At 73.0% G+C, this 14997-nt stretch carries 10 protein-coding genes; 7 read left to right on the forward strand and 3 right to left on the reverse strand.

From position 1 onward, the window contains the following. Window positions 1-180: 180 nt before the first annotated feature. Window positions 181-2763 carry an alpha-glucan family phosphorylase gene (gene glgP / locus BM085_RS18770; protein ID WP_093888243.1) on the forward strand — a complete coding sequence of 861 codons (2583 nt, stop codon included), beginning with the start codon at window positions 181-183 and terminating at the stop codon, window positions 2761-2763. Window positions 2764-2984: 221 nt separating this feature from the next. Here the strand turns inward: glgP and BM085_RS18775 are convergent, their stop codons facing one another. Then, window positions 2985-4925: an N-acetylmuramoyl-L-alanine amidase gene (locus BM085_RS18775; RefSeq protein ID WP_177245163.1), complete on the reverse strand. Its 1941-nt coding sequence runs from the start codon at window positions 4923-4925 to the stop codon at window positions 2985-2987. A gap of 137 nt (window positions 4926-5062) precedes the next feature. Between BM085_RS18775 and BM085_RS18780 the strand changes: the two genes are divergently transcribed. After that, a complete protein-coding gene (locus BM085_RS18780; protein WP_093888245.1) occupies window positions 5063-6610 on the forward strand; it encodes a protoporphyrinogen/coproporphyrinogen oxidase in 1548 nt (515 codons plus the stop codon). 135 nt (window positions 6611-6745) lie between these two features. On the opposite strand, the gene BM085_RS18785 is transcribed toward BM085_RS18780, so the two are convergent. Together BM085_RS18785 and BM085_RS18790 are read right to left on the reverse strand one after the other, a co-directional pair. After that, window positions 6746-7129, reverse strand: a complete 384-nt coding sequence (locus BM085_RS18785; RefSeq protein WP_093888246.1) for an ArsR/SmtB family transcription factor — start codon at window positions 7127-7129, stop codon at window positions 6746-6748. 111 nt (window positions 7130-7240) lie between these two features. Beyond that, window positions 7241-8893 (reverse strand): lysylphosphatidylglycerol synthase domain-containing protein, encoded by a 1653-nt coding sequence (locus BM085_RS18790; RefSeq protein ID WP_093888247.1) that lies wholly within the window; start codon window positions 8891-8893, stop codon window positions 7241-7243. 79 nt (window positions 8894-8972) lie between these two features. Between BM085_RS18790 and BM085_RS18795 the strand changes: the two genes are divergently transcribed. From BM085_RS18795 to BM085_RS18815, 5 genes are read left to right on the forward strand one after another with little or no spacing between them, the layout of a single operon-like run. Beyond that, window positions 8973-9875, forward strand: coding sequence for an NAD-dependent epimerase/dehydratase family protein (locus BM085_RS18795; protein ID WP_093888248.1), 903 nt, complete (start codon window positions 8973-8975; stop codon window positions 9873-9875). Continuing rightward, window positions 9872-11353, forward strand: coding sequence for a hypothetical protein (locus BM085_RS18800; RefSeq protein WP_093888249.1), 1482 nt, complete (start codon window positions 9872-9874; stop codon window positions 11351-11353). Before BM085_RS18795 ends, BM085_RS18800 begins: the two co-directional genes overlap by 4 nt. A 47-nt stretch (window positions 11354-11400) precedes the next feature. Next, entirely contained in the window at window positions 11401-12432 is a 1032-nt protein-coding gene (locus tag BM085_RS18805) for an iron ABC transporter substrate-binding protein (RefSeq protein WP_093888250.1), read from the forward strand. Then, window positions 12433-13941, forward strand: a complete 1509-nt coding sequence (locus BM085_RS18810) for an ABC transporter permease (protein ID WP_093888251.1) — start codon at window positions 12433-12435, stop codon at window positions 13939-13941. Beyond that, the gene (locus BM085_RS18815; protein ID WP_093888252.1) at window positions 13938-14939 is read left to right on the forward strand and encodes an ABC transporter ATP-binding protein; all 1002 of its coding nucleotides are present in this window, start codon (window positions 13938-13940) and stop codon (window positions 14937-14939) included. Before BM085_RS18810 ends, BM085_RS18815 begins: the two co-directional genes overlap by 4 nt. Window positions 14940-14997: the final 58 nt, after the last annotated feature.

Below are 14997 nucleotides of genomic sequence, written 5' to 3' on the forward strand. Positions count from 1 at the left end.
AATAGTCCATCTTCATGCGTGTCGGCGGAAGACTGCGGGATCTCTTGCTCCCCGGGCGCGTTGCCCGAAGGTGTGATCAACCCGGCTTTGATGTGTTTGGGGTTGATTGATAGCGGTGAGGGGGAGACGCGTGAGTGTTGAGGTCGCCCTCGTGGCGCTGAGTAACTAGGGTCTGGCACCGTGAGAGCAATCCGCAGGTTCACCGTCCGCACCGTCCTTCCTCCGGAGCTGGCCTCCCTCGGCGAGCTTGTCCACAATCTGCGCTGGTCGTGGCATCCCGAGACACTCGACCTCTTCGCCGAGGTCGATCCGGTCGTCTGGGAACGGGTAGGCCACGACCCGGTCGCGCTGCTCGGCGCGGTCGACGCAGGTCGCCTCCGTGAGCTGGCCGCCGACCGCCGCTTCCTCAGAAGGGTCGCCGACGCGGCGGACGACCTCCGTGAATACATGACCGCGCCGAGGTGGTACCAGACCATCCCCGACGCTCCCCGGGCCGTCGCCTACTTCTCGCCCGAGTACGGCATCGCCGCCGCCCTGCCGCAGTACTCCGGCGGCCTGGGCATCCTCGCCGGCGACCATCTCAAGACGGCCAGCGACCTCGGCGTGCCGATCCTGGCGGTCGGCCTGCTTTACCGGCACGGCTACTTCACCCAGTCCCTCTCGCCCGAGGGGTGGCAGCTGGAGCACTACCCGTCCCTCGACCCCGGCGGCCTGCCCCTGGCCCTCCTCAAGGAGGAGGACGGCACGCCGGTGCGGGTCGCGATCAGCCTGCCCGAGCAGCGCGCGCTGCACGCCCAGATCTGGGTGGCCCAGGTGGGCCGGGTCCCGCTGCTGCTGCTCGACTCCGACGTGGCCGAGAACGACACCGCCGCCCGCGACGTCACCGACCGCCTGTACGGCGGAGGCACCGATCACCGGCTGATGCAGGAGCTGCTGCTCGGCGTCGGCGGCGTCCGGGCCATCCGGGCCTACTCCCGGGTCAGCGGCCATCCCGAGCCCGAGGTGTTCCACACCAACGAGGGGCACGCGGGCTTCCTGGGCCTGGAACGCATCCGCGAGCTCACCGAGACCAGGCTCTCCTTCGACGAGGCACTGGAGGCGGTCCGCGCCGGGACGGTCTTCACCACCCACACCCCCGTTCCCGCCGGGATCGACCGCTTCCCGGCCGAGATGATCGCCCGCCAGTTCGGCGGCGACAACGCGTGGCCCACGGTCCCGGTCGACCGCATCCTGGCGCTCGGCGCGGAGGAGGAGCCCGGCAAGTTCAACATGGCCGCGATGGGCATGCGGCTGGCCCAGCGGGTCAACGGCGTCTCGGAGCTGCACGGGGCGGTCAGCCGGGAGATGTTCCAGGGCCTGTGGCCGGGGTTCGACGCCGACGAGGTCCCGATCGGCTCGATCACCAACGGCGTGCACGCGCCCACCTGGGTCGGCCGCGAGATCATGGAGCTGGCGGGCAGGGAGCTGCCCACGCTGGTCGAGCGGGCCCAGGGCTGGGAGGGCGTCAACAAGATCTCCGACGCCGACATCTGGGGGATCCGCGGGCAGCTGCGCGCGCGGCTGGTGGAGGCCGCCCGCGCCCGGCTGCGCCGGTCCTGGCTCGACCGGGGCGCCTCCCGCGCCGAGCTCGGCTGGATCGACGACGCCCTCGACCCCGACGTGCTGACCATCGGGTTCGCCCGCCGGGTCCCCTCCTACAAGCGGCTGACCCTGATGCTGAGCGATCAGGACCGGCTCCGCGAGCTGCTCCTCGACCCGGACAAGCCGGTCCAGATCGTGATCGCGGGCAAGGCGCACCCGGCCGACGAGGGCGGCAAGAAGCTCATCCAGCAGATCGTGAAGTTCGCCGACCGGGAGGACGTGCGGCACCGCATCGTCTTCCTGCCCGACTACGACATGGCCCTGGGCCAGCTCCTCGTGCAGGGCTCCGACGTGTGGATGAACAACCCGATCCGGCCGCTGGAGGCGAGCGGGACCTCGGGCATGAAGGCCGCGCTGAACGGCGGCCTCAACCTGTCCATCCGCGACGGCTGGTGGGACGAGTGGTACGACGGCACCAACGGCTGGGCCATTCCCACCGCCGACGGCGTCACCGACCCCGACCGCCGCGACGAGCTGGAGGCCGGCGCGCTCTACGACCTGATCGAGCACGAGGTGGCCGACAGGTTCTACGACCGCGCCTCCGACGGCCTGCCGCTGCGCTGGCTGGAGATGGTCCGCCACACCCTGACCTCCCTCGGGCCCAAGGTCCTCGCCGGGCGGATGCTCCGCGACTACGTCGTCGACCTCTACACCCCGGCGGCCAGGTCCGCGCGTGCCCTGCTGGCGGACGGATACGAGCCGGCCAAGAGCTTCGCCGCGTGGAAGCTGCGGGTCGGCCAGGCGTGGCCGGGGGTCCGGGTCGAGCACGTGGAGGCATCGAACCTGGGAGACACCCCCGAGGTCGGGGCGGCCCTGGAGCTGCGGGCGACCATCGCCCTGGGCGAGCTGGAGCCCGGAGACATCCGGGTCCAGGCCGCCTACGGACTGGTGGGGATCCACGACGAGCTGGTCGGCCCCGCCTACGCGGACCTGACCCTTGAGGCGGACGGCGACGACGGCAAGGCGGTCTTCAGCGGCAGCATCCCGCTGGACCGCACCGGCTCCTTCGGCTACACCGTCCGGGTCGTCCCCGACCATCCCCTCGTGGCGTCCCCCTCCGAGCTCGGCCTCGTCGCCGTCCCGGAGGAGCCCGCGGGAATGACCAACGGCACTTTGCGCTGAGGTCGCCGGGAACCGGACGACCGCTCGGGCTGGGAGGCCGGTCGGGTGGAGAGCCGGGCTGGGAAGTCGGTCGGATGACCGCTCGGGCTGGGAGGCCGGCCGGACGACCGCTCGGACGACCGTTCGGGCTGGGAGGCCGGCCGGCCCGGGAACCGGCCGGGGGAGTCCGGGGCTTGCGCCCCGGCTCCCCCGGCCTGCTCACGTCCTTGCCCGCGGTCGCCTCAGGCGAGGGAGACCACGACGTCGTCGGCCTTGACGAACATCACGCGGTGGCCGAACTGGATCTGGTAGTACTTCAGCTTCCCTCGTACCACCACGTGCTGGGACGCGTCGAAGGTCACGGCCCTGTAGTACTCGCCCTGGGCGGCGAGGCCGAGGGTGTAGCGCTGGCCCGCGGCGAAGGTGTACTGCAGCGGAGTGATCGCCTGGACCGGCACGTTCGCCGGGTAGGCCTCCGGCTCGGGGTAGGCCCTGCCGTACACCGGCACGGTCGCGAGGCCCGGCTTGGGCGTCACCACCAGGCCGCGGGAGGGGACGGCGGTGGGCTGGGCGGCGGGGTTGTGGAACCAGGCCTTCTGACCGAGGTACCAGATCGCCGTCCAGTCGCCCTGGCGCTCGGCCACGGCGTAGCGCTGGCCGGTGTTGGCGCGGGCGCTGTGGTCGTAGACGCTGTAGAGCGAGTCGCCGGTGGGGTGCTTGCCGATGTCCTTGACCAGCGGGGCGTCCTCACGCGGCTCGGTGCGCAGCCAGACCGACGACGAGCCGTGCGGCGCGCAGTCGGCCGTCGGGTTCTTGCGGTCGCAGCCGTAGTAGTAGGGCTGGTTCTTGGCGTAGTCGGGCAGGATCATCACCGACTGCGCCTTCGGGCCGCCGGAGGCGTGCAGGGGCTTGCCGAGCAGCTCGAAGTAGTGCGCCCAGTCCCAGAAGGGGCCCGGGTCCTCGTGCATCTGCCTGACGGTGGTCGGCAGCGTGCCGGGCACGTTGTCGTGGCCGATGATGTGCGCGCGGTCCAGCGGGACCCCGTGCCGCAGGGCCAGGTAGCGCACCAGCTTGGCCGAGGTGCGGTACATCGCCTCGGTGTACCAGGAGCCGCCCTCGCCGAGGAAGCCCTCGTGCTCCAGCCCGATCGACTTGGCGTTGACGTACCAGTTGCCCGCCTGCCAGCCGACGTCCTTGGTCTTGAGGTGCTGGGCGATGTGGCCGTCGCTGGAACGGAGCGAGTAGTGCCAGCTCGCGGGACGCGCGGGGTCCTGCACCAGGTTCACCGAGGGGCCGAAGTAGCCCTCCATGTCGTGGATGACGATGTAGTCGACCTTCTGGTTCCACGGCCGGTTCGACAGGTCGTGGTTGCCGTAGTCGTCGTCGGGCAGGGCCTGGTAGGGCGCCGGGATCCACTCGCACGAGATCGTGGGCGGACACTCGACGCCGTCGCGGCCGGGCCGGCGCAGGCCGAGCCTCTCCAGCCACTTCTCGAACTTCTGCAGGCCGGGCACCGCCTTCAGCCCGACCTTCTGCCCGTCGTCGGTGACCCGCTCGGCGCCGGCCTGGATCGTGGCGTACACCTCGTCGGCGAAGAACTTCGCGGCCTCCGCCTCGGACGCGCCCGAGTAGCGGGCGACCGCGCCGTACCACTCGGCGGGGTCGGCGCTGAGCGGCGCGCCGAGCTGCTTCTGGTAGTCGGCGAGCAGGGCCGCGCCGCCGCGGATGTTCACGGCCGGGTCGGCGCGCAGGTCGTCGCGGCTCGCGCCGGTGAGCTCGGCGGCCTTCTCCAGCGTTCTGAGCGAGGCGGGGATCTCGGCGGGCGCCGCCGGCCGGGCGGTGACCGCGAGAGGGCGGCCGTCGTCGCCGCGGGGGTCCTCCTCGCCCTGACCGTGGTGGTCGGTGGCGGGCAGGTCGGTCAGCGCGGCGGCGTCGGTGAGGTGCATGGGGCCGAACCCGGCGGAGTTGCTCGGCCGGCCCGCGTTGGCGTCCCACCGTGACTCCAGGTAGGACACGCCGAGCAGGACGCTCTCCGGCACGTCGTAGGCCTCGGCGGCCTCGGCGAAGGCCGCCTGCCGGTCGCCGGGGGCCGCCTGCGCGGCCGACGCCGGCTGTATGAGGGCGAGACCGCCGACGGCGATGACGGCCGCGGCCGTCATGCGGAGCGGCGTGAGTCGTTGCATGGGGGTTGCTCCTCGGCTGGGGGATCCGATGCAGTCAGACTGCGAAGTTAAGATCGCGATGTCAATAAGTTTCTTCATATTTGTGACACTTGGAGAAGAATTTCTTCACCATGCGGCCTCGGTAAGGTTGACCCGTTATGGGGATGAACGCGGACCTCGTCGTGATGGGCGCCGGACCGTCGGGGCTGGCAGCCGCCTGGCGGGCGGCCCGGCGCGGGCTGTCGGTGACGGTGCTGGAGCGGGCCGACCACGTCGGCGGGCTGTCGGCGAGCTTCGAGGTCTCCGGCATCCGGGTGGACCACGGCAGCCACCGCCTGCACCCCGCCACCCCGCCGCACCTCCTGGCAGACCTGCGCGGGCTCCTCGGCGACGACCTCCAGCGACGACCCCGCAACGGACGACTGAGGATCGCAGACCGCTACGTGGGTTTTCCGCTGAAACCCGCGGAACTGGCCAAACGATTGCCTCCGGGGCTGCTGGCGGGGGTGGCCCGCGACGCGGTGACGGCACCCCTGAGAGGGGCGGGCCGCGGCGGCACCTACGCCGGGACGCTCCGGGCGAGCCTGGGCCCCGCCCTCTACGAGGCGCTCTACGCGCCGTACGCGCTCAAGCTGTGGGGGCTGCCCGGCGAGGAGATCGACGGGGACCAGGCGCGCAAGCGGGTCACCGCCGACAGCCCGTGGAAGATCGCGCGCCGGATCCTCCGGGGACGGTCCGACGGGCAGGGAAAGATCTTCTACTACCCCCGCCGAGGCTTCGGCCAGATCGTCGACGCCCTCGCCGACGCGGCCACCGCCGCCGGAGCGGACATCCGCCTCGGTACGGCCTGCACGCGGATCGAGCCCGCGGCCGGAGCCGTCGTCCTGCACACCTCCCCGGGACCGGGACCGGGACCGGGACCGGGGGCGGGAGCAGGACCGGGAGCAGGAGCAGGACCGGGACCGGGAGCAGGAGCAGGAGCAGGAGCAGGACCGGGACCGGGACCGGGGTCGGGGGCCGTATCCGGGGATCCCGTGCCGGATGCGGGTTCCCCGGCGGGGACCCGGCTGACCGCCGGGCGCGTGTTCTCCACCATCCCGATGCCCGCCCTGGCGCGGCTGGTGGAGCCCGGCCCCGCGCCGGAGGTCGCCGAGGCGGCCGGGCGGTTGCGGTTCCGGGCGATGGTGCTGGTCTACGCGGTGCACGAGGGCGGGCGGTGGACGCCGTTCGACGCGCACTACCTGCCGGGCCCCGAGACGCCGGTGACGCGGATCTCCGAGCCCGCCAACTACCGCGTCAGCGCCGGCGATCCCGGCGACCGCACCGTGCTCTGCTTCGAGATCCCCTGTGCGGTGGGCGACGAGATCTGGACCGCGGGCGACTTCTCCGGCGTCGTCCGCGAGACCCTGGCCCACTCCGGGCTCCCGCCGGTCAACCTGACCGAGGTGGTCGTACGGCGGGTGCCGCACGTCTATCCGGTCTACGAGACCGGCTACGCCGCGCACCTGTCCGGCCTGGACGCCTGGGCCGGGACGATCCCGGACGTGACCACCTTCGGCCGCCTCGGCCTGTTCGCCCACGACAACACCCACCACGCCATGGCCATGGGCTACGACGCCGTCGACTCCCTCACCGAGAAGGGCTGGGACGGCTCCGCCTGGCGGGCCGCCCGCAGGCGCTTCGCCGAACACGTCGTCGAGGATTGACCTCGCGAGGCGCACGAGGTCCGTGGAGCCGTACAACGGTGAAGTCGTGAAGGGCGGCAAAAGTCCATGAGCCTCGGAGGTCCCCGGTCCGGGGTCGCCGGCGGCGGGACGGGTCTCGCGGGGAGCGGCTCCGGATCATCCGCCCGCAGGCGGTGTTTCCTTCAGCACGAGGTCGAGCAGGCCGGGGAACGCCTCGTCGAACTCCGGCCGGCGTAGCCGGTTGACCCGGCGTGGACCGGCGTCGCGCTGCTCGATGAGACCCGCCCGGCGCAGCACCGCGAAGTGGTGGCTCCGGGTCGCCTTGCCGACCGGCAGGTCGAAGGTGCCGCAGGCGCGTGTCCAGTCGGGTTCCCCGGCGAGCTCGCACAGGATCGCCCGGCGCACCGGATCGGCGACCGCGTCCAGGGCGGCCTGCAGGGGGACGTCCGCCGGATGGACGTGGGTCAGGTTCCGGGCCCGTGCCGAACCTGCCGGGCCGCCCGCGTCCGCCGGGCTGTCCGATCTCGATCGTATGCTCATGTGGTCGACCTCCATCGAACAGTTTAGGTCGCCCATGATGACCTGACGGGTCGGACCGGGTCACGCCCGGGGACGGGGATGCGGTGTACCGGTTCCCGCCGTTCTGCTGCTCTATGGCGAGTTGAGCTCGCGGTGGACGGCGGGGACGACCTTGCGGAGGTAGGGGACCAGCTTGACGAAGGACTCGCCGGTGGCGCGGAAGGCGTAGCGGATCGGGACCTCGTGGTAGCGGTAGCCCTTGGCCAGCAGGTCCAGGGTGAGGACCTGGGCGTAGTTGTAGTCGTGGATCACTTCGGCGGCGCGGGCCGCCGAGGGGGAGAAGGCGCGGTAGCCGCTCTGCCCGTCGGTGACGCGGTGCCTGGTCATCCAGCGGACCCAGACGGTCAGCACGCGGTTGCCGAACCGGCGGTGCGCCAGCATCCGCTCGATGCTCCCGGCGAACCTGGAGCCCACCACGTAGTCGGCCTCGCCGGTCAGGACCGGGCCCGCGACCAGCTCCATGTCCTCGGGGAAGTACTCCAGGTCGGCGTCCAGGTAGACGACCGCCGCCGGGTCCCGCCGCACCGCCTCCGCCAGCCCCCGCCGCACCGCGGCTCCCAGCCCGAGGTTCCCCGGCTGGGACACGACCGTCGCCCCCGCCTCCCGCGCGAGCGGGGCCGAGGCGTCCGTGGAGCCGTCGTCCACCACGATCGTGACCACCCGCCGCCCGGCGACCGAGGCCGGAAGACGCCTGACCACCTCCCCGACGGTCGCCTCCTCGTTGTGGACCGGGATGAACACGACGACCGGCGCGTCCGGGGAGACGGGCAGGGGGGCCGGCCGCGCGGGAAGCACCCGGGGCAGCCTGAGCCTGGTGGGAGTCACGAGAGCGAGGCCTCCGACGACGAGGGAGTAGGCGGTCTTCAGCGCGTGGGTGAGCAGGGCGACCGCGAACGCGGGCCCGGAGGCGACGCCGAGGGCGGTCAGCGCCGCCGTGGCCGCCGCCTCGTAGGAGCCGAACCCGCCGGGGGTCACGGCCACGGCCTGGGCGGCGATCGTCACGGCCGTCACCGCCACCGCCTCGGCGGGCGACAGCGCCACCCCCGCCAGCCGGGCCACCTCGTAGACCACCGCGGACTCCAGTATCCAGGCGGCCACCGCCGCGGCGAAGACCGGGGGAAGCGCGGTCATCGCCCGCCGCCGCCCGGCCCGGCCGTCACCGCCGGAGGCGAGCCGGAACGTCCCCCACCCGGCCCGGCCGTCACCGCCGGAGGCGAGCCAGAACATCCCCCCGAGCATCGTCGCGGCGAGCACGCCGACCACCGGCCAGATCCAGCCGCCGGCGAGCGTCCCGACCAGGCCGGGGGCGGCGGCCAGCGCGAGCAGCGCCACGGCGACGAGATCGGCCGAGCGCAGGGCCACGGTGGAGGCCACCACCGCGGGCGCGGGGAGGCCGGTCCTGCGCAGGACCGTGGTCACCCGGAGCGCCTCGCCGAGCCGGAACGGCAGGACGTGGTTGCCGAGCAGGGACACGTGCAGCGCGGCCCAGGAGTGGCCGAGGGACAGCTCCGGCAGCACCCGCCGCCACGACCAGGCCCGCAGGGCGAACGCGCAGCCGTACAGCAGCAGGGCCGCCAGCACTCCCGGCGGATCGCGGAGCAGCGCGCGGAACGCCGCCGCGAGGTCCGGGCCCGACACCACGCGTGCGAGGTAGGTCACAGCGACCGCCAGAACCAGCAGCCCGAGACCTCGGCGGACCGTCCTGGCCAGGGAGGAAGCGGGCATAGGGGGTCCTCACCGGAAGCTTTGTTCTTTCGATTAGTGAGGTTAGGCTACCTTTAGTGAGTTTGAGGAAAGGGTAGGGGTGTCGTCCATCGTGACCGGGGCCTCCGGGTTCATCGGCCGGATGCTGACCCGGATGCTTGTCGATTCGGGGGAGAAGGTCGTCGGCATCGACCGCGTTCCCCAGCCTCCGCGGCCAGGGCTGACCGTGCTGACCGCCGACCTCCTCGACGACGACGGGCTCGTGCGCGCCGCCCTAGCCGACGCCGACGCCGTCTACCATCTGGCCGGCTGCCCCGGCGTGCGCGACCACGGCGACGGCATCGCCTGGCGCCGCCACCGCGACAACGTCCTGGCCGGCGCGCGGGTGCTGAACGCCGTCCCCAAGCACGTGCCGCTGCTGGTGGCGTCCTCCAGCTCGGTGTACGGCGGGGCGCGGGCGGGCCGGCCCAGCCACGAGGCCGACCCCGTCCGGCCCGCCGGAGGCTACGCCGAGAGCAAGGTGCTGCTGGAGCGCCTGTGCGCCGAACGGCTCGAACGCGGCGGCAGGACCACGGTGCTTCGGCCGTTCACCGTGGCGGGTGAGGGCCAGCGGCCCGACATGGCCCTGTCCCTGTGGCTGGCCGCCGCGCGCGAGGGGCGCCCGCTGCGGGTCCTCGGCTCGCTGGACCGCACCCGCGACGTCACCGACGTGCGCCAGGCCGCCCAGGCGATGATCGACCTCGCGGCCTCCGGCGCCCAGGGCGTCGTCAACGTCGGCACCGGCCGTGGCCAGACCCTCCGCGCCCTCGCCGCCGCCGTCGCCGAGGTCCTGGACACCGAGGTCGCCTTCGCCGTCGAGCCCGCCCCCCGCATCGAGCCGGGCGCCTCCCTCGCCGACACCCGCCGCCTCCGCTCCCTGATCGGCTGGTCTCCCCGGACCGACCTCCACGACGTCGTCCGCCGCCAGGCGGCCGCCGCCCGCCCCCTCCTGGAGGTGGCGTGACGGACAGCCCGCCCGCCGGGCTGACGGCGAGGACGGCCCTGGTGGCGGTCGTCGGTACGGTGGCCGCCCTCCTCGGCATCGGGGTGCGGGCACGGTTCGGCGCGCATGTGGCGGTGGACGAGCCGCAGTACCTGCTGACCGCGTTGTCGATCTTCGAGGACTTCGACCTCGACATCACCGACGAGCTGGACGACGGCCGCTGGATGCCGTGGGCGGGGACCGAAGCCCTGCCGGTGCAGACCGAGGTGCTGCCCGGCGGCACGCAGATCAGTCCGCACGATCCGCTGCTGCCGATCCTGCTGGCCGTCCCGATGGGTCTCGGGGGCTGGATCGCGGCCAAGGCCGTCATGGCGCTCATGGCCGGGGCGCTCGCCGCGCTGACCCTGTGGACGGCGGTGCGCCGGTTCGCCGTCCCCGCGGGACTCGCCACGGTGGGGGTGATCCTCGCCTCGGCCGCCGCCCCCCTCGCGGTCTACGGCCAGCAGGTCTACCCGGAGCTCCCGGCCGCGCTGGCCACCCTCGCGGCGGTGGCCGTCCTGACCGGGCCCGCCTTCGCCGGGACGGCCCCGCCAGCCGGCCGGCCGGGGCCGCGGGCCGTCGCGCTGTTCGGCCTGATGGTCACCGCGCTGCCGTGGCTGTCGGTCAAATACGCCCCGGTGGCCGCCGCGCTCGCGCTCCTCGGCCTGTGGCGGCTGAGGGCCGCCCGCCGCCCGCTCCTGGGCCTCGCCGCCGGGTTCGCCGTCATGGGCACCGTCTACCTGGGGATCCACCGCCTCGTCTGGGGCGGCTGGACCGTCTACGCCAGCGGCGACCACTTCCAGGAGTCCGGCGAGTTCGGCGTGATGGGCTTCGACCCCGACTACGCGGGCCGGGCCGTACGGCTGGTCGGGCTGATGGTCGACAGGGGATACGGCCTGGCGGCCTGGCAGCCCGCGTGGCTGCTGCTCCTGCCCGCCGCCGGCTTCGCGCTCCGGCGCCTGCGCCCGCGCCCGCGCGGCGCGGTGCTGCTGCTCCCGCTGGCCGCCGGGTGGCTGACCGCGACCTTCGTCGCGCTGACCATGCACGGCTACTGGTGGCCCGGCCGCCAGACCGTCGTGGTGCTGCCGCTGGCCGTGCTGCTCGTCCTGGTCCTGCTGGCCGGCAGGCCGGGGTGGCTCCGCTGGACCGGGCTCGGGCTCGGCGTGGCCGGGGTGGTCGACTACGCGTGGCTGCTGGCCGACGGGTACGCCCGGCGGATCACCTGGGTGAGCGGCTTCGACCAGGTCGGCTCCCCGCTCCACCGGCTCCTGGGAAACCTCCTGCCCGACTACCGGCTCGGCTGGAACGGCTTCTGGCCGCTCCACCTGGCCTGGACGCTCGCGTCCGTCCTGTTGATCGCGTACGGCACGCCGTACCTCTTGAAGGGAGGCTCGGTTGAGGACGATCCCGTCTCGGGCCGTGGTGACGGCGACGGCGGCCACCCGGCCCTTCTCAGATGACCTTCCGGACACCGAAGTACCGGATACCGAACTAAGGAAGAACTCCCATGTCGCTGCGTAGGCTGGTCGCCGCCGCTCTCGTCCCACTGGCGCTGCTCGCGTCCGCCTGCGGCGGCGGTGGTGGCGGTGGCGGTGAGGGCCAGAGCTTCGACGACAACTCCCTGGTGATCTACTCGGGACGTAACAAGAACCTCGTCGGCCCGCTGATCGACAAGCTGAGGACCGCCACCGGCCTGGACGTCCAGGTCCGCTACGGCGACAGCGCGGAGCTGGCCGCGCAGATCCTCGAAGAGGGCGCGGACACCCGGGCGGACGTGTTCTTCTCCCAGGACGCGGGGGCGCTCGGGGCGCTGAGCAAGCACCAGATGCTCGCGCCGGTGCCCCAGGAGCTGCTGGACCGGGTCGCGGCCAGGTATCGCAGCTCGGAGGGGACGTGGGTGGGGGTCTCCGGCCGGTCCCGCGTCATCGTCTACGACCCCCGCACGGTCGCCGCCCCGCCCAAGAGCGTCTTCGAGCTGACCGACCCCAAGTGGAAGGACAAGGTCGGCTGGTCCCCGACCAACGCGTCGTTCCAGTCCTTCGTCACCGCGCTGCGGGTGGTCGCCGGGGAGGACAAGGCCAGGCAGTGGCTTGAGGCGATGAAGGCCAACGGCGCCAAGTCCTACCCGAACAACGTGGAGATCCTCAACGCCGTGGACGACGGCAAGCTCCAGCTCGGCCTGATCAACCACTACTACTGGTACGAGAAGGTGGCCGAGAACGGGCCGAACGGAGTGCCGTCCAGGCTCGCCTACCTGCCGGGCGGCGACCCGGGGGCACTGGTCAACGTGGCGGGCGTGGGCATGCTGAAGGGCACCGGGCACGGCGAGGCCGCCAAGAAGGCGATGGACTACCTCCTCGGCGCCGACGCCCAGAAGTACTTCGCCGACACCACCAAGGAGTATCCGCTCGTCGCCGGCGTGCCGACCGCCCCCGGGCTGCCCCCGTTCGACTCGCTCAAGGGCCCCGAGGTGGACCTGTCCAAGCTCGACTCGCTGGAGCAGACCATCACCATGCTGCAAGACGTGGGTCTGGTCTAGATGTCGGTACGCCGGATCCCCGCGGGGCTGCTGACGCCCGCCGCCGTCACGGCGGCGCTGGCGCTGCTGCCGGTGGGCTACCTGGTGGTGCGCTCGGCCGAGGGCGGCCTCGACGGCGTGGCCAGGACGCTGCTGCGGGCCAGGACCCTGGAGCTGGCCCTGCGCAGCCTGGGACTGGCGGCCGTGGTGACCGCGCTGTGCGTGGCCATCGGGATCTCGCTGGCCTGGCTGGTGATCAGGAGCGACCTGCCGGGCCGCCGCCTCTTCGGCATCCTGGCCGCGCTGCCGCTCGCCGTGCCGTCCTACGTCGCCGCCTACACGTGGGTGGCCGCGGTCGATCTGGAGGGTTTCACCGGGTCGGTGCTGGTGCTCACGCTCTGCAGCTACCCCTACGTCTACCTTCCGGTGGCCGCCGCGCTCAGCAGGATGGATCCGGCGACGGAGGAGGTCGCGCTCTCCCTGGGGCGCGGCCGGTCCGGCGTCGTCCTGCGCCGGCTACGGCCCTCGGCCGCGGCGGGGGCGCTCCTGGTCGCGATGTACGTGCTCGCCGAGTTCGGCGCGGTGGCGATCATGCGCTTCGACGTGTTCACCACGCAGATCTACACCTCCTACCGGGCGGGCTTCAACCGCACCCCGGCGGCGGTGCTCGGACTGCTGCTGGTGCTGATCACACTCCTGATCGTGGTGGCGGAGTCCCGCAGCCGGGGCAGGGCCTCCTACGCCATGCGGGGCAACCCGGCGCGCAGGCCCCCGATCATCCGGCTGCGCGCCGGGACCAGGGCGCTCGCGCTGGCCTGGTCCACCGCGCTCGCCGGGCTCGCGGTCGGCTTCCCCCTGGCCGGCATCGGCTACTGGCTGCTCAACGGCTCCTCGGCCCGGGTCGACCTGGGGGAGCTGTCCGGGGCGGTGGGCGCCACGCTGGGCGTCGCGGCGGCGGGCGCGCTGCTCACCACGGCGCTGGCCGTACCGGTCGGGATCATCGCGGCGCGTTACCGCGGCCGTACGGCGACCTTCCTGGAGCAGTCCACCTATGTGGGGCATTCGCTGCCCGGCATCGTCATGGCGCTGTCGTTCGTGTTCTTCGCCGTGCGCTACGTCCCGGCCGTCTACCAGCGTTCCCCGCTGCTGGTGGTCGCCTACGCCGTGCTGTTCATGCCCGCCGCGGTCGGCGCGGTGCGGGCCTCGGTCCTCCAGTCGCCGCCGGTGCTGGAGGAGGTCGCCCGGTCGCTGGGCCGTACCCCGCTGCAGACCGTCCGCGCCGTCACCCTCCCGCTCGCCCTGCCCGGCGTGCTCGCGGGGGCCGCGCTGGTGTTCCTCACCGCGATGAAGGAACTGCCCGCCACCCTGCTGCTCCGGCCGACAGGCATGGAGACCCTCGCCACCCAGCTATGGGCGGAGACCGGCTCGGGCGCCTATGCTGCCGCCGCGCCGTACGCCGCCCTGCTCATGCTTCTGGCGGCCGTCCCCGGTTTCCTCCTGGGCCGCCGATCCCTCAAGGAGACGACTTGAGACTGACCGTCACGGACGTGACCAAGGCCTTCGGCGGCACGCGGGTGCTGCGCGGCGCGTCGCTGACCGTGGAGGAGGGCGACCTCGCCGCGGTGCTCGGCCCGTCCGGCTGCGGCAAGACCACGCTGCTGCGCATCGTCGCGGGTTTCGAGAGCCTCGACTCGGGGTCGGTGGCGATCGGTGAGCGCGAGGTGGCCGGGCTGCCGCCCGAGCGGCGCAAGGTCGGGATCGTGCCGCAGGAGGCGGCGCTCTTCCCGCACCTGTCGGTGGCGCGCAACGTCGGCTTCGGGCTGCCGCGCGGATCCTCCGAACGCGTCGAGGAGTGCCTGGAGCTGGTCGGCCTGGCCGGGTTCGGCGACCGCATGCCGCACCAGATCTCCGGCGGCCAGCAGCAGCGGGTGGCCCTCGCCCGCGCCCTCGCCCCGCACCCGGGGGTGGTCCTGCTGGACGAGCCGTTCAATGCCCTGGACCGCTCGCTCAGGGTGAGCGTCCGCGACGAGGTGCGGGCGGCGCTGAAACGGGCCGGGGCGACCGCGGTGCTCGTCACGCACGACCAGGAGGAGGCGCTGTCCATGGCCGACACCGTCGCGGTCATGCGCGAGGGCCGGATCGTCCAGGAGGGCACCCCCGCCTCGGTCTACGCGGCCCCGTGCGATCTGGGCGTGGCCACGTTCGTGGGGGAGGCGGTGGTGCTCGCCGCCACCTCCGACCACGGCGTCGCCTCCTGCGTGCTCGGCGACCTGCCGCAGCGGGCCAACGGGGTCGCCGGGAAGGGCCGGGTCGCGCTCCGGCCCGAGCAGTTCGTGCTCCGCGAGCCGGGGGAGGGCGTGGGCGGCCTGGTCGAGCGGGTGGAGTTCTTCGGGCACGACGCCGCGATCACGGTCGCGCTGGAGCCGGGGACCGTGATCCGGGCCCGTACGCGCGGCGACGTGCCGCACCGCCCCGGCGACCGCGTGGGCGTCACGGTCGAGGGCCCGGTGCTGTTCTTCGCCGAGTGAGACCCCTGCCGCCGCCGCGAGGCTGTGACCAGCGGCTTTGTCGATTTATATGGACATT

Origin of the sequence: Streptosporangium canum (assembly GCF_900113865.1) — a bacterium.
Taxonomy (GTDB): domain Bacteria; phylum Actinomycetota; class Actinomycetes; order Streptosporangiales; family Streptosporangiaceae; genus Streptosporangium; species Streptosporangium canum.

Coding starts and splice junctions, on each gene's coding strand:
- BM085_RS18805 (WP_093888250.1), top strand. CDS start 11,401: ATGTCGCTGCGTAGGCTGGTCGCCGCCGCTCTCGTCCCACTGGCGCTG.
- BM085_RS18810 (WP_093888251.1), top strand. CDS start 12,433: ATGTCGGTACGCCGGATCCCCGCGGGGCTGCTGACGCCCGCCGCCGTC.
- BM085_RS18785 (WP_093888246.1), bottom strand. CDS start 7,129: ATGAGCATACGATCGAGATCGGACAGCCCGGCGGACGCGGGCGGCCCG.
- BM085_RS18775 (WP_177245163.1), bottom strand. CDS start 4,925: ATGCAACGACTCACGCCGCTCCGCATGACGGCCGCGGCCGTCATCGCC.
- BM085_RS18780 (WP_093888245.1), top strand. CDS start 5,063: ATGGGGATGAACGCGGACCTCGTCGTGATGGGCGCCGGACCGTCGGGG.
- BM085_RS18790 (WP_093888247.1), bottom strand. CDS start 8,893: ATGCCCGCTTCCTCCCTGGCCAGGACGGTCCGCCGAGGTCTCGGGCTG.